This window comes from Sphingomonas sp. BK069, from assembly GCF_014193405.1.
GTDB lineage: Bacteria > Pseudomonadota > Alphaproteobacteria > Sphingomonadales > Sphingomonadaceae > Sphingomonas.
On sequence record NZ_JACHZH010000005.1, the window covers coordinates 301,879 to 320,330 of the forward strand.

The following is an 18,452-nucleotide window of genomic DNA, read 5'->3' on the forward strand; positions in this document are numbered from 1 at the left end:
AAGATCCTCTCCTTTCAGGGGAGGATCGTTATCCCGCCGCGCTCAACACCATCCACATCAACCCCGCCCGGCATAATTGTGCGACAAACCCGCCGTAGCGCGCTCGTCCGGCCCGATATCGCCGGCAGGGAGCGAGTGATGCGCGTGATCTACCTTCTGCTGGCGTCCGCCGCCCCGATGGCCGCGCCCGCGGCGGCGCAGCAGCCGGCGCAGCGCGACCTGCCCGGCACGGTCGCGCCGACCGGCAGCGCCGCCGCCACCCCAGCGCCCGGCGCCGCCACCGCCGCTCAGTCGAGCCAGGCCACCCCCGCCACCGCGCCGGCCGACGCCCCCGCCGAGAACGAGGACGAACCCGCCGACATCGTCGTCACCGGCGCCCGGACCCAGCGCGGCGCGGTGGTCGGCGACATCACCCCCGAGGAGCAGCTCTCCCCCGCCGACATCCGCAGCTACGGCGTCAGCTCGGTGACCGAGCTGCTCAACGAGCTCAGCCCGCAGACCCGCTCGGGCCGCGGCGCCGGCGGCGCCCCGGTGGTGCTGCTCAACGGTCGGCGGATCTCGGGCTTCCAGGAGATCCGCGACCTGCCGACCGAGGCGATCGCGCGCGTCGACATCCTGCCCGAGGAGGTCGCGCTCAAATACGGCTATCGCGCCGACCAGCGCGTGGTGAACTTCGTGCTGCGCCGCCGCTTCCGCGCGGTCACCACCGAAATCGAGGACCGGCTCGCCACCGAGGGCGGGCGCAACGCGCCCGGCGGCGAGCTCGACCTGCTGCGTATCCGCGAGCAGGGCCGCATCAACCTCCATCTCGAATATAACCGCGCCGACTCGCTCACCGAGGCCGAGCGCGACATCCTGCCCTCGCCCAACACCGCGGCGATCGGGGGCAATGTCGCCACCCGCGGACGAGTCGCGATCGACCCGCTGTTCGGCACCGCCACCTCGCTCGGCGTTCCCGCAATCGCCGCCACGCGCGCGCCGCTGCTCGGCGAGTTCAGCGCGACGCGCAACACCACCGACCAGTCGGCCTATCGCACGCTGCTGCCGCAGGAGCGCACCTTCTCCGCCAACGGCACCTACGCCACGACGATCTTCGGCAACGTCGCGGCGACGCTCAACGCCACGGTCGATCACAGCCGCACCGAGTCGCTGCGTGGCCTCGCCGAGCTCGACCTCGCGCTGCCGGTGGGCAGCCCCTTCTCGCCCTTCGCGGTACCGGTGACGCTGACGCGCGCCTCCGACTCGATCGCGCCGCTGAGGCAGCAGGTCGAAACGACGCAGCTCCATCTCGGCGGCACGCTCAACGGCGACAAGGGACGGTGGCGCTGGTCGCTGACCGGCAACGTCGACCGCGACACCAGCGACACCGTCACCCAGACCGGACTCGACACCGCCGCCTTCCAGGCGCGGCTCGACGCACTCGATCCGGCGGCGAACCCCTATGGCCCGCTCACGCTCGGCCGCTCGGCCGACAACAGCGCGCGCTCGACCGCGACTACCGCGGGGCTCGACGCGCTGGCGAGCGGGCCGCTGTTCGCGCTGCCCGCGGGCGACGCCAACGCCAGCCTGCGCATCGGCGCCTCGACGAGCGACTTCTCGAGCCGCTCGGTGCGCTTCGGCACGCCGGTCGCGGCCGACATCGGGCGCGACCTGGCCTCGACCCAGCTCAACCTCGACCTGCCGATCGCCAGCCGCGCCGAGGGCGTGCTGGCCTTCCTCGGCAATCTCTCGCTCAACGGCAATGTCGCGGCGGACCGCGTCTCCGACTTCGGCACCTTGTGGACCTATGGCTATGGCGCGAACTGGCGCCCGATCGAGGCGGTGCGGCTGCTCGCCTCGGTGACCGACCAGGCCGAGGCGCCGACCGCGGCGCAGCTCGGCAACCCGGTGGTGTCGACCCCCGGCGTGCGCGTGTTCGACTATGTCCGCGGCACCACCGCGACGGTGACGACGGTGACCGGCGGCAACCCGCTGCTGATGCGGGACGAGCGCCACGCGCTCAAGGTCGGGCTCGACGTCAGGCCGTGGAGCGCGCGCGACATCCGCTTCCGCGCCGACTACACCCGCCAGACGACCGACGACCCGATCGCCAGCTTCCCCAGCGCCACCGCGGCGATCGAGGCGGCCTTCCCCGATCGCTACACGCGCGACGCCGAGGGCAATCTGCTGCGCATCGACACGCGCCCGATCAACTTCGCGCGTCGCGAGACGTCGCAGCTGCGCTACGGCGTCAACCTGTCGTTCCGGCTCAAGTCGAAGATCCAGAAGGAGCTGGAGGCGTTCCGCGCCGGCACCGGGCCCAATCCCTTCGCCGGCATGCGCCCGCCGGGCGAGCGGCGCGGCGGCGAGGGCGGCGGCCGCGAGGGAGCGGGCGACCGCACCCGGCCCGACGGCAGCGCCGCGCGCGGCGGCGACGGCGCGCCGCCCCCCGGCGGCAGCGGCGCGGCGCCGGGCGCGGCGGGCGCTGGCGGCGGGCCGGGCGGCGGCGGGCCTGGCGGGGGCGGGCCGGGCGGGGGCGGCTTCGGGCGGTTCGGACGCGGCGGCGGCGCGCAGGCGGGCGGCCGGCTCCAGTTCGCGCTTTACCACACCTGGCATCTCACCGAGCGGGTGACGGTCGCGGACAGCGGCCCGGTGCTGAACCTGCTCGACGGCGACGCGATCGGCAGCGCCGGCGGCCAGCCCCGTCACGAGCTCGAGGGCCAGGCCGGCTATACCAACAACGGCCTCGGCGCGCGAATCTCGGTCAATTACCAGAGCGCGACGCGCGTCAACGGCGGGACCGCGGCAGCCCCGGAGACGCTCGACTTCGGCAGCATCGCCACCGCCAACCTGCGCCTCTTCGCCGACCTGGGCGGCCGGATCGACTGGGTCCGCGCGCACCCCTGGATGCGCGGCGCGCGCGTCAGTCTGCAGCTCGACAACCTGTTCAACACGCGCCAGCGAGTCACCGACCAGGCCGGCGAGGTGCCGATCGGCTTCCAGCCGGGCTATCTCGACCCGATCGGGCGCACCGTGCGGCTGTCGTTGCGGAAGTTGTTCTATTAACGGGGTGGTGATCGCGGGGCGAACCCACCCCGCGCCCGCTTGGATCAGGAAAGCGCGCGGTGCTCCTGCGCACGCCGGAGCCTAGAGCGTCACGCCAGAGCCCGTGGGCCCCTGCGTGCGCAGGAGCACCGCGGCGAGGCTCAGAACGATGACCAGTCGTCCTCCGCCACCGCGACCGCCGCGCTTCCGCGCCGAGCGACCGGCGCGTGCCGACGCGCCGGCGCCGGCGCCGGGCTGGCCGCGCGCGTCGGCAGCGCGCGAACGGTCGCGCGCGGCGCCGCCACCGGCGCACCGCCGAGCGTGAAGCGCGCGATCTCGGCGGCGAGCGTGTCCGCCTCGCCCGCCAGGTTGCGCGCCGCCGCGGTGGCCTCCTCCACCATCGCGGCGTTGCGCTGGGTCACGCCATCCATCTCGCCGACCGCGGTGTTGACCTGCTGGAGGCCCTGCGACTGCTGCTCGGCCGAGCCGGAGATGTCGGACACCAAGGTGCTGATCTCGCCGATGCGACCGATGATCCGCTCGAGCGAGCGACCCGTCTCGCTGACCAGCGCGACCCCGGCGTCGACCGTCTCGACCGAGGCGGTGATGCGCTGCTTGACGTCCTTGGCGGCCTCGGCCGAGCGCTGCGCCAGCGCGCGCACCTCGGAGGCGACCACCGCGAAGCCCTTGCCGGCGTCCCCGGCGCGCGCCGCTTCGACGCCCGCGTTGAGCGCGAGCAGGTTCGTCTGGAAAGCGATCGCGTCGATCACCGCGATGATGTCGGAGATCTCCGACGAGGTCCGCTCGATCCCCGCCATCGCCTCGACCGCGCGACGCACCACCGCGCCCGACTCCTCCGCCTCGGCGCGGGCGACGCCGACGATCTGGTTGGCGCGGCCGGCGCCCGACGCGGTCTCGCGGACGGTGGCGGTGATCTGCTCCATCGCCGCCGCGGTTTCCTCCAGGCTCGCGGCCTGCTGCTCGGTGCGCTGCGACAGGTCGTCCGACGCCGCGCTGATCTCGCCCGCGCCGCGGTGGATGCCCTCGGACACCTGGGCGACCGAGCTCATCGTCGCCTGCAACGCGGTCACGGCGTCGTTGAAGTCGTGCTTGAGCTTGAGGAACGGCCCGCTGAGCTCGGCCTCGATCCGCGCGGTGAGGTCGCCCGCGGCGAGGCGGCCGAGCCCCTCGCCCATCGCCAACGCCATCTGGCGCTGCGTGTCGCATTCGCGCGCGGCGAGCGAGCTCTCGCGGAAGATCGCCATCGCCTTGGTCATGCGGCCGACGCAGTCGCGGTTGGCGGTGTGATCAACCGGGCTGTCGAGGTCGCCCGCGGCGAGCCCCTCCATCCGCACCACGGTCTCGACGTACGGCGTGCAGATCAGCCGCGCGGCGATCAGCGTCACCGCGACGACGGCGACCACCCCGGCGAGCGCGCCGCCGATCACGAGGCGCGGATCGGCCGCGGCGCCGGCGAGCACGCCGTAAGCGGCGCACCCCGCGATGGCGCCCGACAGCACCAGATATACCAAGGTCAGGACCTTGAACTTCACGCGAATCGGCGCGTGCCGACCGAACCACTCGACCATCCGGGCCGCCCCCGCTGACGGCCGAACGAGATGAGCGGCCGAGGAGGCCACCCTGCGCCCGACACGGCTAAGATTCCGCTAAGTGACTGTGCTCACCAACAAAGTATAACATCCATGGCGGTGGTAATTCACTCCGCCGGCACCGCGCCGGCGAGCGGCGCGAAGCGCGCGACCTGCCGCCCGATCAGCCGCAGTTGCTCGCGCACCGCCGGGTCGCTGACCCCGCCGGCGTCGTCGAACTTGGTGAGCTGGGTGTTGATCGCCGCGGCGAACGGCGTCGGCCAGCCGCGCAGCGCGTGGACGATCGAGCGCAGCGCCGCGATCGTCGAGCCGGTCGCCTGCCAGCCATAGGCGGTGGCGATCAGCCCTACCGGCAGGTCGGCCAGATACGGGCGCCGGTCGCGCGCGGTCTCCTCGAGCAGGTCGAGCGCGTTCTTGACCACGCCCGAGATGCTGCCGTGATAGCCCGGGCTGGCGATGATCACCGCCGAGGCCTGGCGCACCGACTCGACGAAGGCCTGCTCCTCGGGCGTGCGGCTGGTCGCGCGCGGGTCGTAGAGCGGCAGCCGCGCCATGTCCTCGCCGCCGAACAGCCGCGTGCGGAATCCCTCCTCGCGCGCGGCGTCGAGCGCGACGCGCAGCGCGCGCTCGGTCGATGAGATGCCGCCGATCGTACCACCGATCCCGACCACCAGCGGCGCGCCCGCGCCTGTCGCTTCCTCGCTCATGCTGGCGACCTCATGGCACGCGGTCGCGCCTTGCGACAACTGTCATATCGCTGTAAGACACTTCGCAGCATGCGCCCCCCCTACGAACCCGGCCGCGTCCGCTACCATCACACGCGCGGCGACTCGCCCGGCGCGGTGAGCGACGAGCACGGCGCGCCGCTCCCCTCCTTCGATCCGTGGCGTGACGATCGCGCCCCGCCGCCGCCGCCTCCACCGCGCGACGAGCGCCCGTGGGACGAACCCTCGCGCGACGACGGCTTCTGGCAGCAGGAGCGGCGGCGCTGGCCCGATCCGCTGCCGCCGCCGCGGCCATGGTGGCGGCGCGTGCGCTGGGGGCGCTGGCTGGTGCGCGGCGCGGCGGCGTTCATCATGCTGTTCGTGGTGGCGGTGATCTGGCTCGCGGTGACGGCGCCCCTGTCGCGCTCGCTCAAGCCGCCGACGCCGCCCTCGATCACGCTCACCGCCGCGGACGGCACGCCGATCGCGCGGCGCGGCGCGATCATCGGCGCGCCCGTCGACGCCGCCAAGCTGCCCGCGCACGTGCGCGAGGCGTTCCTCGCGATCGAGGACCGCCGCTTCTACTCGCACTGGGGCGTCGACCCGCGCGGCATCGCGCGCGCGGCCTGGGCCAATCTCGGCTCGGGCGGGGTGCGCCAGGGCGGCTCGACGATCACCCAGCAACTCGCCAAGAACGCCTTCCTCGACTCGGACCGCACCGCCGCGCGCAAGCTGCGCGAGGCGATGATCGCCTTCTGGCTGGAGGCGTGGCTGAGCAAGGACGAGATCCTCTCGCGCTATCTCTCCAACGTCTATTTCGGCGACAACGTCTACGGCATCACCGCGGCGTCGAAGCATTATTTCGGGCGCACCCCGATGCAGCTCAACGTCGGGCAGGCGGCGATGCTGGCCGGGCTGGTCAAGGCGCCGTCGCGGCTGGCGCCGACCGGCAACCTCAAGGGCGCTCGCGCGCGTCAGGCGGTGGTGGTCGGCGCGATGGTCGACGCCGGCTTCCTGTCGCAGGACGAGGCCGCCCGGGTGCAGCCGCAGCGCGTGCTCGCCGAGCGGCCTGAGACGCTGCCGACCGGCACCTATTTCGCCGACTGGGTGCTGCCCTCGGCGCGCGAGGTGGCGGGCGAGTCGGGCACCGAGGCCACCGTGCGCACCACGCTCGATCGCGGCTTCCAGCGCACCGCCGAGCGCGTCGTGCGCCAGGCGACGCTGCGCGGCATGCAGGCGGCGCTGGTGGCGATGAAGCCCGACGGCACCGTTGTCGCGATGGTCGGCGGCAAGGATTACGGCGCCAGCGCGTTCAACCGCGCGGTCCAGGCCAAGCGCCAGCCGGGCTCGACCTTCAAGCTGTTCGTCTATCTCGCCGCGATGCGCTCGGGCCTGACTCCCGCGACGGTGATGGACGACACGCCGGTCGAGATCGCGGGATGGAAGCCGCGCAACGACGACGGCCGCTACCTCGGCCCGATCACGCTGCAGCGCGCCTTCGCGCGCTCGTCGAACGTGGTGGCGGCGCGGCTGACGCAGCAGGTCGGCGTCCGCAACGTGATCCGTGCCGCGCGCGACCTCGGCATCACCACGCCGATCGCCAACGAGGCGACGATCGGGCTGGGCACCTCCGAGGTGTCGCTGCTCGAGCTGACCGGCGCCTATGCCGCGGTGGCGAGCGGGCGCTACCCGGTGGTGCCGCGCGGCGTCGAGGGCGGGCGCGGCGCGAGCTGGTACGAGGCAATCGCGGGGCGCGACACCGCCATGTCCGCCACGATCCGCGACGAGATGCGCACCTTGCTGGGCTCGTCGATCCGCGGCACCGGACGCGGCGCCAATCTGCCGGTCAGCGCCTTCGGCAAGACCGGGACGAGCCAGGGCGGCCGCGACGGCTGGTTCATCGGCTTCGCCGGCGACCTGGTGGTGGGCGTGTGGGTCGGGCGCGACGACAGCGCGCCCAACCCGGGGCTGCACGGCGGCGGCATCCCGGCGCAGATCTGGCGCCAGTTCATGATGTCGGCGCTGCACATCCCGGTCGCGGTGGCGCCGGTGGAGGACGAGGCGGCGGCGCCGATCGACCCGGGCAACATGCTCGACCAGATGGGCGTCGACCTGGGCGGCGAGGTCGGCCGCGCGATCGACGGCGCGCAGCCGCGGATCGAGGACGCGCTCGACCGGCTGCGCGAGATGGGCATCGAGCTGCCCCGCCCGCCCGCGCCCGGCGAGCGCCTGCCCGAGCGGCGGCGCCTAGACGAGGGTCGCGGCGAGCGCGGCGGCGGGGAAGGCGGCGACGGCTTCGAGGAGGATGGCGGACCGGGCGCGTTCTGACCGAGGGCTTGGTGGAGATGCACGCGGAGGCGCGGGGGCGCTGAGACGCAGTTCGCCGCGTCAGCGGCTCTCCAGCATCTTGTTCACGCGAAACGCGAAGACGGGCTGAAGGATCTGCGCAGAGGCGCAGAGCCATCGTGCGTCAGGGCCGTCATGCAGGTGACGAGCAGCCGTCGCGGCAGGCGCGCCCTCTTTGCGCCTCCGCACCTCCGCGTGAGCCGCCCCCACGCGCGACAGCACGCGCGCGGGGGCGGCACGCACGCCTCAGAAGTGCGCGATCACGCCGGCCATCGGGCGCACCGTCTCGAAGTCGCCGCGCGTCGAGATCTCGGCGCGGAAGCGCACGCCCTCCTTCTTCACCAGCCCGTCGAGGCCGATCGCCGACGGCCCGAACTCGCCGCCGATGCCGTAGGACATGCGGCCATAGTCACCGCTGTTCGAGCCGTAGCGGTCGAAATTGACCCACTGGTAGCCGACCTTGCCGTAGACCAGCCCGGTCTCGCCCGCGCGCACGCCGGCTCGGCCGTGGACGCCATATTCCCAGTCGATATCGCCGGTGAAGCCCTTGGCGGCGTTGCCCTCGACGCCGACGAAGAACGAACCAAGCGGCACGTTGACGCCCGCCACGCCCTCGACCAGCCCGCCCTTCAGACGGTTGCCCGGCGCGTTATAGGGAATGCCGTGACCGGGATCGCTCTCGAACCCCTCGTAGCCGCCCATCACGCCGACATACGGGTCGATACCGAACGCGCGCGACCCGTCGCTGGTGGTGTCCTGCGCCTGAGCGGCCGCGGGAACGAGGAAAGCGGCAGCAACGGCTGCCAGAAGCAACGTCTTCATGAGATACCTTCGTGAGAGAGGCGCGATCCATCTGCGCCTCACCCGGTCGAACGGGTCGCGGCCGCGGCAGGTCCGACGAAATTGGAAAAAACCGTTGGTGTGGCCGATCGGCCACGCCCGTGCTGCCGCTCCTCAGAGCGCCGGCCTAGCGCGCCGCGGCGGCGAGCCCGGCGAGGCGGACGAACTCCTGCCGCCAATAATCCTCCTGCCGCCCGGCGAGGCGCTGCGCGTCGGCGAAGGTGAAGTCGCCGAGCAGCGTGTCGCCGCGCAGCTTCTGCCCATAGGCCGCGACCGCGGCGACGAAGGCCATGTCGCCGCGCGCGGGCAACGCCGCGGCGAGCGCGCGCGCCGGCACCGCGAGTGCCAGCTCGCGCGAGCGCGTGCCGTCCGGGTCCTTGTAGCGCAGCCGCACGTAACAGGCCTCACCGCCGCGCGCTCCCGCCGCGGCGCCGGCGGCAGGAGCGGCGTAGCGGTGCGGCGCGGTCCAGCCCGCCATGCCGGCGGGCACCATCTCGTAGAGCGCGGTGACCTGATGCCCCGCGCCCATGTCGCCGGCGTCAACCGAGTCGTTGCGGAAATCCTCCTCGCGCAGCGCACGATTCTCATAGCCGATCAGGCGATACCGGCTGATCTGCGCCGGGTTGAACTCGACCTGGACCTTCACGTCCTTGGCGATCGTCACCAGCGTGGCGGAGAGCTCGTCGCCGAGCACCTTCTGCGCCTCCATGGCATTGTCGATATAGGCGTAATTGCCGTTCCCGACGTCGGCGATCCGCTCCATCATCGCGTCATTGTAGTTGCCGGAGCCGAAGCCGAGCGTGGTCAGCGTGATACCCTCGTCGCGGCGGCGCTTGACCAGTTCCTCCAGCGCGCGCGTGTCGCTGATGCCGACGTTGAAGTCGCCGTCGGTGGCGAGGATGATGCGATTGATCCCGCCCTTGCGGAAGTGCGCGCGCGCGGTGGCATAAGCGAGCTCGATCCCCTGCCCGCCCGCAGTCGAGCCGCCGGCCTCGAGGCAGGCGAGCGCCGCCTCGACGAAGCGCTTGTCCGCGGTGGGCTCGAGCACGATCCCGGCGCTGCCGGCATAGGCGACGATCGCGACGCGGTCGTCCGGGCGCAGCCGCTCCGCCAGCCCGCGCAATGCCGTCTTCACCAGCGGCAGCTTGTCCGGTTCCGCCATCGAACCGGAGGTGTCGACGAGGAAGACGAGGTTGGCCGGCGGACGCGCGGCGGCGGTGCGATCGTCGCCGCGTAACCCGACGCGCAGCAGCCGCGTCGCCGGGTTCCACGGCGTCACCGCGACGTCGGTGGTGATGCTGAACGGCTGCCCCGGCGTGGTCGAGCGCGGATAGTCGTAGCGGAAATAGTTGATCAGCTCCTCGGTCCGCACCGCCTCGGGCGGCACGGTCGCGCCTTGGTTGAGCAGGCGGCGGACATTGGCATAGGCGCCGGTGTCGACGTCGATCGCGAAGGTGGAGACCGGCGCGGTGGCGGTGTCCATCACAGCGGCGACGGCGCGACCCTCGTAGCGCTCGCGATTCGCGGCGGAGCCGTACGGGGCAGACGGCGCGACGACGGCGGAGGCGGTGTAGCCCGGCGCCGGCGGCGCGGCGGGCGCGCTGCCGGGCTGGGGCGGAGGTGGCGGTGGCGGCGGAGGTGGAGGTGGAGGTGGCGGGGGCGGAGGCGGAGGCGGAGGCGGAGGCGCACCCGGCGCGAACACCGGAGGCGGCGTCGGCACGCCGGCGGTGACGATCGCGCCCGACGCGGCCCAGGATCGCTCGCCCGCCGGGGTGCAGCGCACCGGCGATCGTGCCACGGTCGCGGCACGCGCCGGCTCCCGCGGCAGCGCCGCCCCGACCAGCAGCGCGGCGCTGACCAGCGATCCGATGACGGTGCGACCCGACATGACCTTCTCCCTTTTGGCCGTCAGCGTGACAGCCCGGTTCCGCCCGCACAAGCCGCCCCGCCGGCGATCGCCACCGCTGTGGGTCAGATGCCGTGCCTCGCAGGCGCCGCCTCTGCCGCGCGACCGAGATCTTCGTGCGACGCTGTCCTACACGCCCAGGCTCATGCCATTCCCCGTCGCATGCTCCACCATCTCTGCACTCCGCTGCGCCGCCGGTCGCGCCCGCTCGTTCCCCGCCCGACACACGCCAGCGACTCAACATTCGCAACATTCGCGCGCGCCGGCACCACCTTGACCGCCCCGCTTGGCTGACCGAAGGCACTGACCATGCGCTTCTTCTCCGACAATGCCGCGCCGGTTCACCCCGCCGTGCTGCGCGCCCTCGCCGATGCCGACCGGCTCGACACCGCCTATGACGGCGATCGCTGGTCCAAGGCGCTCGACGCGCGCTTCGCCGCGCTGTTCGAGACCGAGACGCTGCGCGTGCTGTGGGTGCCGAGCGGCACCGCCGCCAACTGCCTCGCGCTCGCGGCGCTGTGCCCGCCGCACGGCGCGGTGCTGTGCCACCGCGAGTCGCACATCCAGAATGACGAGTGCGGCGCGCCCGAGTTCTTCACCCATGGCGCCAAGCTGCTGCTCGCCGAGGGCGGGGGCGCCAAGCTGACGCCCGAGACCGCCGCCGCGGTGCTCGACCTGCAGCGCTACGACGTCCACCAGCAGCGCCCGCACGCGCTGTCGATCACCAACGCGACCGAATATGGCCGGGTCTACGCGCCTGCCGAGGTCGCCGCGCTCGGGTCGCTGGCGGCGGCGCGCGGGCTCGGCTTCCACATGGACGGCGCGCGCTTCGCCAACGCGGTGGTCTCGACCGGCGCCTCGCCCGCCGATCTCACCTGGCGCGCCGGGATCGACGCGTTGAGCTTCGGCTTCGTCAAGAATGGCGGGATGAACGCCGAGGCGCTCGTCTTCTTCCGCCCCGAGCTGGCGGAGGAGACGCTGTTCCGCCGCAAGCGCGCCGGGCACCTGCTGAGCAAGGGGCGCTATCTCGCCGCGCAGCTGCTCGCCATGCTCGACGGCGACCTGTGGCTCGACTGCGCGCGCGCGAGCAACGCGGGCGCGGCGCTGCTCGCCGAGGCGGCGGGGGAGCGGCTGGTCCACCCGGTCGAGGCAAACGAGGTGTTCCTGCGCGTCACGCCCGCGGAAGCGGCCCGGCTGCGGTCGCTCGGCTTCGACTTCTACGACTGGGGACCGGGCGAGGCGCGGCTGGTGATCAGCTGGGACCAGCGCGCCGAGGCCATCCGCCCGCTCGCCGAGGCGATCGCGGCGCTGTGAGGGGGGGTGAACTTCTCGCCTCCCCTTCAGGCGAGGGGTCGGGGGTTCCCGCAAGGGAAGGGGCTCCGCTCGCGGGCACATCCGCGCCATGACTCCCCGCCCCAACAGCACGCGCGCCGCGGTGCTGGTGCCCTTCGCGATCGTCACGCTGATCTGGGGCTCGACCTGGATCGTCATCCGCGACCAGCTCGCCGGCGCGGGCGTGCCGCCGAGCTGGTCGGTGAGCTATCGCTTTTTCGTCGCCGGGCTGACCCTCACCGCGGTCGCCGCCTGGCGCGGCGAGCTCGGCGGGGCGCACCGCCGCGATCCCGGCTTCTGGCGCTTCGCCGCGCTCGTCGGGCTGCTCCAGTTCGTGATGAACTTCAACTTCGTCTACCGCGCCGAGCAGCATATCACCTCCGGCCTGGTGGCGGTCACCTTCGCGCTGCTGCTAGTGCCCAACGCGTTGTTCGGGCGAATCTTCCTGGGTCAGAGACTGGGCCCGCAGCTGTTGCTCGGCTCAGCGATCGCGATGGCGGGGGTGGCGCTGCTGTTCGTGCGCGAGGTGCGCGGCGACGCCAACGGCGCGCACCAGACCGTGCTGGGCATCGCGCTCACCCTGGTGGCGATCCTCTCGGCCTCGGTGTCGAACGTGATGCAGGCGACCGAGCGCGCGCGGCGCTACCCGATGGTCCCGATGCTCGCCGCCGCGATGCTGATCGGCGCCGGCATGGACGCGGGCTGGGCCTGGCTCACCACCGGCCCGCCAGTGTTCGACCCGCGGCCGAGCTATGTCGCGGGCGTATTGTACCTGGGGATCGCCGCCTCGGCACTGGCCTTCACGCTCTACTTCCGCCTCATCCGCGTGATCGGCCCGGCCAAGGCCGCCTACAACAGCGTGATCGTGCCGGTGATCGCGATGCTGCTGTCGACCTTGTACGAGGGTTATCGCTGGACGCCGCTGGCCGCGACCGGGGCGGCGCTCGCCGGCATCGGGCTGGTGGTGGCGCTCAGCGCGCGCAGGCCGGCGCGATAGTCGGGGTACAGCAGGTGCCAGCCGAGCACGCGTTTGGCCTTCGCGTTGGCGACGCGACGGTTCTCGGCGTGGAAAGCGCGCGCCGCCGGGCTGAGCGCGTCCACCGGGACGATCGGCGGTGCGGGCACGCCCAGCAGCCGGGCGGCGTGCTCGAGCACCGCGTCCTGCGGCGCGGGCACGTCGTCGGCGAGATTATAGGCCCCGGCGGGCGCATCGAAGCCGGCCACGACGCCGCGCGCGAGGTCGGCGACGTGGACCCGGCTGAACACCTGACCCGCCACGCCGGTTCGGCGCGCCGCGCCGGCGGCGACCCGGTCGAGCGGCGAACGGCCGGGGCCGTAGATGCCGGGCAGGCGGAAGACGTGCGCGCCGAGCGCCAGCCAGGCCGCGTCGGCGCGATTGCGCCCGGCGCGGCGGCCGCGGTCGGCGGGAGCGCTCTCGTCGACCCATGCACCTGCGGTGTCGCCGTAGACGCCGGTCGAGGACAGATAGCCGAGCCACCGCCGGCCGAGCAGCGCGCCATATCGCGCGAGCACCGGATCGTCGCCGGCGCCGTCGCGCTCGGGCGGGACGGAGGCGAGCACGTGCGTGGCGGCGGCGAGCCCGGCGCGCACGGCGTCGGCGTCGTCGAAGCGGATCGTGCCGTCGCGTCCGTCGCGCGTGGTGGCGAGCAGCGGCGCCCCCGCCGCGTCGGCGATGGCGCGGGCGGCATAGCCGAGCCCGAAGACGAACAGCCGCATGTCGTGTTTCCCCTTGATCTACCCCGGCGAGCAGACGAGCGGGCCGGCGCGCGGTTCCGCCGACCGGAACGCGCCGGCGAGCGGGGCAACGCCGCCGGGCGGTGTCCTCGTAAATTATTGTTATCTGTCGCGTGCTTAGGGCACGTGCGGCGACGCAGCGCGTTCTCGCTCGATGCTGCCCCCCGCCGTTCCGCCCCCGTCGCTGCACCGGGGGCCGCCCTCGACCCGGATCCGCGTCGCCGATGTGGCGCTCCGTCGGCTCTGGGCGGCGGGCTGGGCCGAGACGCCGAGCCTCGATCCGACGGTACTGATCACCAAGGCAGTGCGGCGCGCGGGGGTCGAACCGGACGAGGACCGGGTCGGCTGGCGCCGCCGGCTCGCGCTGTTGTGCGACGACCTCGAGGGTCCGGCGCAGCTCAGCGGCCTCGGCCGGACGATCGCGCACGGCCAGCTCGTCGGCGCACTGGCCACGCGCTTCCGCGCGCACGCGCTGTGGCGACGCCACCCCGAGATCGCGGCGCAGCCGATCGCCGCGCCGGTGATCGTGGTGGGCCAGATGCGCTCGGGCAGCACCCGCGTGCAGCGGCTGCTCGCCTGCGACCCGCGGTTGACCTACACGCGCTTCTACGAGGGCTGGCACCCCGTCGGCGCGGGCGCGGCGCGGCTCGACTCGCGCCGGCTCAAGGGCCGCCTGGGGCTCGCCTGCGCGCACGCGCTCAACCCCGACTTCGCCGCGATCCACCCCACCAGCCTCGACGCCGCCGACGAGGAGATCGGGCTGCACAACGTCTCGATCTTCGGCGCCGCCTTCGAGGCGCAGTGGCGCGTGCCGGGCTTCACCGCCGCGGTCGAGCAGGACGATGCCGCGCCGGTCTACGCCGAGTTCCGCCAGTTGCTTCAGACGATCCGCTGGCAGCGGCGTGAGCGGTGCGCGCGGCCGTGGATCCTCAAGGTGCCACAGTTCGCGCAGGACCTGCCCAGCCTGCTCGGCGCCTTTCCGGACGCACGGCTGGTCCACCTGCACCGCGACACCGAGGCGGTGGTGGCCTCCTCGGCCTCGCTGGTGTGCAACCAGATGCGGCTGCAGTCGCACCACGTCGACCCGGCCTGGATCGGCGCGGAGTGGCGCCGCAAGGTCGCGCTGCGCGCCGCGCGCACCGCCGTGGCGCGGGCGCGCGCCGACGGGCCGCAGCTCGACCTCGCCTATGACGACGTCGGCGCGGACTGGCTCGGCGAGATGCGCCGCGTCTACCGCCTGCTCGGGCTGCCGCTCACCGCCGGGGTGAGCGCGGCGATGCGCGCCTATGTCGCGGCCACCGCGCCGGGGCGCCGCGCGCCTCACCGATACGACCCGGTCGCTTATGGGCTCGCGCCGACGTCTCCGCTACCGACCGGGGCGGCGGTCGCGGCGTGAACGACGGACCGTGGCGCGATCCCGCACGTTCGGGCAAGGCGAACTCGAGACGAGGCACCCAGATGGACTATCGCAAACTCGGCACCACCGGCCTGGACGTGTCACCCTTGTGCCTCGGCTGCATGACCTTCGGCGTGCCCGACCGCGGCAATCACGGCTGGACGCTGGACGAGGAGGCGAGCCGCCCGATCCTGCGGAAGGCCGTCGAGGCGGGGATCAACTTCTTCGACACCGCCAACGTTTATTCCGACGGGACCTCGGAGGAGATCGTCGGCCGCGCGCTCAAGGAATTCGGCCGGCGCGAGGAGCTGGTGATCGCCACCAAGGTGCACGGCCGGATGCGCCCCGGCCCCAACGGCGGCGGGCTGAGCCGCAAGGCGATCATGACCGAGATCGACGCCAGCCTGCGCCGCCTCGGCACCGACTATGTCGACCTCTACCAGATTCACCGCTTCGACTTCGAGGCGCCGATAGAAGAGACGCTCGAGGCGCTTCACGACGTGGTCAAGGCGGGCAAGGCGCGCTACATCGGGGCGTCGTCGATGGCGGCGTGGCAGTTCGCCACGATGCTCCACGTCGCCGACGCGGAGGGCTGGACCCGCTTCGCGACGATGCAGAACTATCTCAACCTGCTGTACCGCGAGGAGGAGCGCGAGATGCTGCCGCTCTGCGCCGCGGAAGGGGTGGGCGTGATCCCGTGGAGCCCGCTCGCGCGCGGACGACTGACGCGCGACTGGGACGAGGCGACCGAGCGCTCGCGCACTGACGAATTCGGCAAGACATTGTACGAGCATACCGCCGCGGCCGACCGCCGGGTCGTCGAGGCGGTCGCGGCGGTGGCGGCCGAGCGCGGCGTGCCGCGCGCACAGGTCGCGCTGGCGTGGGTCCTCGCCAAGCCGGAGGTGTCGGCGCCGATCGTCGGCGCTTCCAAGCCGGCGCACCTCGACGACGCGATCGCCGCGCTGGAGCTGGGGCTCAGCGAGGGGGAGATCGCGCGACTGGAGGAGGCCTATGTCCCGCACGCGGTGGTCGGCCACTCGACGCAGAGCTTCCTGTGAGCGGGGGGCGTAGGGCGTGACCCCGCTGCTGCTCCTCGCCGCCGCGGCGGCGCCGGTGCCGGGCACGGTGGCGGTGGTGGTGCGAGACCGCGACTCGGTGCCCGCCGCGGCGCGCTACGTCGAGGCGGCTACCGCAGCGCTGGCGCGCGCCGACTTCACCCCGCTGCCCGACGCCGGACACAGCCGCTACGTCGCCGAGCTTGCGGTGAGCGCGAGCGAGAATGGCGTGGTCGCGTCGCGCGGCGCCGAGGTGGCGCCGCCGGTCTATCATGGCGGCGGCTTCTCGGTCGGCCTGCCCTCGCGCAAGGAGCAGCTCCACGCCTTGGTGGTGACCAAGCTGCGCGTCACCGTCTCGCTGCGAGCCGACTCGCAGGTGGTGTGGACGGCCGAGGCCAGCACCGCGCGCGCTGCCGGCACGGCGACCGGCTCACCCGAGGCAGTGGCCACCGCGTTGTGCGACGCGCTGCTGCGCTGGTTCCCCCACGCTCTGCCCGGCCCACTGTCGGTGCCGTGAGGCTGGTGGCGAAGCGTTAACGTCGCCTGGTTAAGGCGGTGGCGACCGGCCCGCCGCACGGGCGCCGAGGATGCGCTGCCATGTTCCGTCGCTTATGGGGTAATCGCCGCGGTGCCACCGCGGTCGGATGTAGGCTGATCACCGCGCTGGTGGCTGTTGCCGCGAGCTCGGCGATGACACGCCTCGGCAACCAGCTCGGCGACAGCGACCGCGGCACCGCCGCCAAGATCAGCGCGACGGGCGCGTGAGCGCGCTGACGCTCGGCTGGGCGATGGCGCAGCTCCTCACCGCGGGCGCGCTCGTCGCCGGCGCGCTGGGTGCCGGCGTGGCGATGGCGGCACGCGGCGAGCGGCGCCGCCTGGTGACGCTGCCGCGTGCGGCGCCACGCGGCCGGCTCTCGGCCCAGACGGTCGCGCTGATGGAGCGCGTGGCCGACTGACGCGCCACCGACGCAGACACATCCGGCAGCACCGCGGGGCGGCTATCCCTCCGCCTGTACCCAGACGGTGGGATCGTCCTCCCGCGCCACCTGTGCGAGGCCGTGCGCGATCGAGGTGAGCTCGCCGCCCGATGCGATGCGCTCGCGACCGAAGCGCGCCTCGAACAGCGCCCGCACGGCGGGGACCAGCGACGTACCGCCGGTCAGGAAGACGCGATCGATCGCCTGCTCGGGCAAGGCGGCGCGCGCCAGCGCTCTGTCCAGCGTGGCGGCGATGCGGGCCACGTCGTCGGCGATCCAGCGCTCGAAGTCGGCACGACGCACCTCGGTATCGATCGCGATCCCCTCCCCTTCGAAGCGGAAACGCGCCTGCTCGGCCCCGCTCAGCGCGCGCTTGAGCTGCCCGACCGCGTCGTACAGCGCATAGCCCTGCTCATGCTCGATGAGCGCGATCATCCGCGCGATCGCCTCGGGATCGAGCGCGCTGCGTCGCAGTTTCTCGAGCTCGGCGAGCGTGCGCCGATTGCGCATGAGCGCCAGTCGCGACCAGTCGGCGACGTCGGCGAACCAGCCCGCGGGGATATCCAGCACTTTGTCGAAGGAGCGGTAGCGCCCGCCCTTGCCGAGTTGGGGCAGGACGAGCTGATCGACGATGCGCGCATCGAAACGATCGCCCGCGATGCCGACGCCGGCGTGCGCGAGCGGCGTACAGCGCCGCACTGCGCCCGGCGTGGCGACCTGGACGACCGAGAAGTCGCTCGTACCGCCCCCGAAATCCGCGACCAGCAGCGTCGCCGGGCGATCGAGCGCGCTGGCATCGGCGAAGGCGGCGGCAAGCGGTTCATAGACGTAATGGATCTCGTGCGCGATACCGGCGAACATGGCATCATAGCGGCGGCGCGCGAGCGCCGCGTCGGGGCGCGTCCCCGCATAGGTGACGGGTCGACCGACGACGAGGCGGTCGACACGGTCGAACGCGCCGCCCGCCGCCTCAGCGAGCCGGGCTAGGAACAGACGCCCGAGCTGCTCGAAGCCGTAACGCTTCTCGAACACCGGCGCGGTGTCGAACGAGGTGCTGGCCGCCACCGACTTGAACGACTGGAGGAACCGACTGTCGGCGGGGAAGTCGAGATATTCGCGTATCGCAGCAGGGCCAGCGGCTACCGCGAGACCGTCGCGAGCGCCCGCCTCGTGCCAGAAGCACAGCGCGGTGCGATAGATCGACTCATTGTCGTCGAGCGCGACGAGCATCGGCGCCATATCGCCAGCGTCCATGCGCGCGAGGACGGTATTGGTCGTGCCGAAGTCGAGGCCGAGCGCGGTCATGCGGGTCTCCGGTAAGGGGGAGCGTGCCCTAGCGCCGCGCGAAGTGCGCGGCCAGCTCTACGCGACGACGCGGTGAGCTGGCGTACTTGCGCGACAAACGCGATGATCCCCCGCCAGCGGTGAGCTGCGGGGGAGTGTCGGTAAGGGGAAGGTTGGTTGCGGGGACAGGATTTGAACCTGTGACCTTCAGGTTATGAGCCTG

General features: G+C 72.8%; 15 protein-coding genes. 9 read left to right on the forward strand and 6 right to left on the reverse strand.

Going from position 1 to position 18,452, the window contains the following annotated elements; genetic code table 11:
* Nucleotides 1–138 precede the first annotated feature (138 nt).
* Nucleotides 139–3,045 (forward strand): TonB-dependent receptor, encoded by a 2,907-nt coding sequence (locus FHY02_RS16925; RefSeq protein ID WP_183924305.1) that lies wholly within the window; start codon nt 139–141, stop codon nt 3,043–3,045.
* Nucleotides 3,046–3,185: 140 nt separating this feature from the next.
* On the opposite strand, the gene FHY02_RS16930 is transcribed toward FHY02_RS16925, so the two are convergent.
* Both FHY02_RS16930 and FHY02_RS16935 read right to left on the reverse strand, forming a co-directional pair.
* Nucleotides 3,186–4,613, reverse strand: a complete 1,428-nt coding sequence (locus FHY02_RS16930) for a methyl-accepting chemotaxis protein (RefSeq protein ID WP_183924307.1) — start codon at nt 4,611–4,613, stop codon at nt 3,186–3,188.
* A gap of 128 nt (nt 4,614–4,741) precedes the next feature.
* A complete protein-coding gene (locus FHY02_RS16935; protein ID WP_183924309.1) occupies nt 4,742–5,341 on the reverse strand; it encodes an NADPH-dependent FMN reductase in 600 nt (199 codons plus the stop codon).
* 69 nt (nt 5,342–5,410) lie between these two features.
* Between FHY02_RS16935 and FHY02_RS16940 the strand changes: the two genes are divergently transcribed.
* Nucleotides 5,411–7,666, forward strand: coding sequence for a transglycosylase domain-containing protein (locus FHY02_RS16940; protein WP_183924311.1), 2,256 nt, complete (start codon nt 5,411–5,413; stop codon nt 7,664–7,666).
* Between the two features lie 264 nt (nt 7,667–7,930).
* On the opposite strand, the gene FHY02_RS16945 is transcribed toward FHY02_RS16940, so the two are convergent.
* Together FHY02_RS16945 and FHY02_RS16950 are read right to left on the reverse strand one after the other, a co-directional pair.
* Nucleotides 7,931–8,506 carry an opacity protein gene (locus FHY02_RS16945; RefSeq protein WP_183924313.1) on the reverse strand — a complete coding sequence of 192 codons (576 nt, stop codon included), beginning with the start codon at nt 8,504–8,506 and terminating at the stop codon, nt 7,931–7,933.
* 145 nt (nt 8,507–8,651) lie between these two features.
* A complete protein-coding gene (locus tag FHY02_RS16950) occupies nt 8,652–10,412 on the reverse strand; it encodes a VWA domain-containing protein (RefSeq protein ID WP_183924315.1) in 1,761 nt (586 codons plus the stop codon).
* 327 nt (nt 10,413–10,739) lie between these two features.
* On the opposite strand from FHY02_RS16950, the gene FHY02_RS16955 reads away from it, so the two are divergent.
* A complete protein-coding gene (locus tag FHY02_RS16955; protein WP_183924317.1) occupies nt 10,740–11,744 on the forward strand; it encodes a low specificity L-threonine aldolase in 1,005 nt (334 codons plus the stop codon).
* An 88-nt stretch (nt 11,745–11,832) separates the two neighbouring features.
* Entirely contained in the window at nt 11,833–12,759 is a 927-nt protein-coding gene (locus tag FHY02_RS16960; protein ID WP_183924319.1) for a DMT family transporter, read from the forward strand.
* Here the strand turns inward: FHY02_RS16960 and FHY02_RS16965 are convergent.
* A complete protein-coding gene (locus tag FHY02_RS16965) occupies nt 12,669–13,499 on the reverse strand; it encodes an NAD(P)-dependent oxidoreductase (protein ID WP_183924321.1) in 831 nt (276 codons plus the stop codon). The two genes, FHY02_RS16960 and FHY02_RS16965, sit on opposite strands and share 91 nt — an antisense overlap.
* Nucleotides 13,500–13,671: 172 nt before the next feature.
* On the opposite strand from FHY02_RS16965, the gene FHY02_RS16970 reads away from it, so the two are divergent.
* The 5 genes from FHY02_RS16970 (at nt 13,672) to FHY02_RS16990 (ending at nt 16,924) form a co-directional block, all read left to right on the forward strand.
* On the forward strand, nt 13,672–14,913 hold the full coding sequence (locus FHY02_RS16970; RefSeq protein ID WP_183924323.1) for a sulfotransferase: 1,242 nt from the start codon (nt 13,672–13,674) through the stop codon (nt 14,911–14,913).
* Between the two features lie 62 nt (nt 14,914–14,975).
* Entirely contained in the window at nt 14,976–15,971 is a 996-nt protein-coding gene (locus tag FHY02_RS16975; protein WP_183924325.1) for an aldo/keto reductase, read from the forward strand.
* Nucleotides 15,972–15,987: 16 nt separating this feature from the next.
* Nucleotides 15,988–16,485, forward strand: coding sequence for a hypothetical protein (locus tag FHY02_RS16980; RefSeq protein WP_183924327.1), 498 nt, complete (start codon nt 15,988–15,990; stop codon nt 16,483–16,485).
* Nucleotides 16,486–16,565: 80 nt separating this feature from the next.
* Complete coding sequence (locus tag FHY02_RS16985; protein ID WP_183924329.1) at nt 16,566–16,733, forward strand: Flp family type IVb pilin; 168 nt, start codon at nt 16,566–16,568, stop codon at nt 16,731–16,733.
* On the forward strand, nt 16,730–16,924 hold the full coding sequence (locus FHY02_RS16990) for a hypothetical protein (protein ID WP_183924331.1): 195 nt from the start codon (nt 16,730–16,732) through the stop codon (nt 16,922–16,924). Before FHY02_RS16985 ends, FHY02_RS16990 begins: the two co-directional genes overlap by 4 nt.
* 42 nt (nt 16,925–16,966) lie before the next feature.
* Here the strand turns inward: FHY02_RS16990 and FHY02_RS16995 are convergent, their stop codons facing one another.
* The gene (locus FHY02_RS16995) at nt 16,967–18,250 is read right to left on the reverse strand and encodes an Hsp70 family protein (protein WP_183924333.1); all 1,284 of its coding nucleotides are present in this window, start codon (nt 18,248–18,250) and stop codon (nt 16,967–16,969) included.
* Between the last annotated feature and the right edge of the window lie 202 nt (nt 18,251–18,452).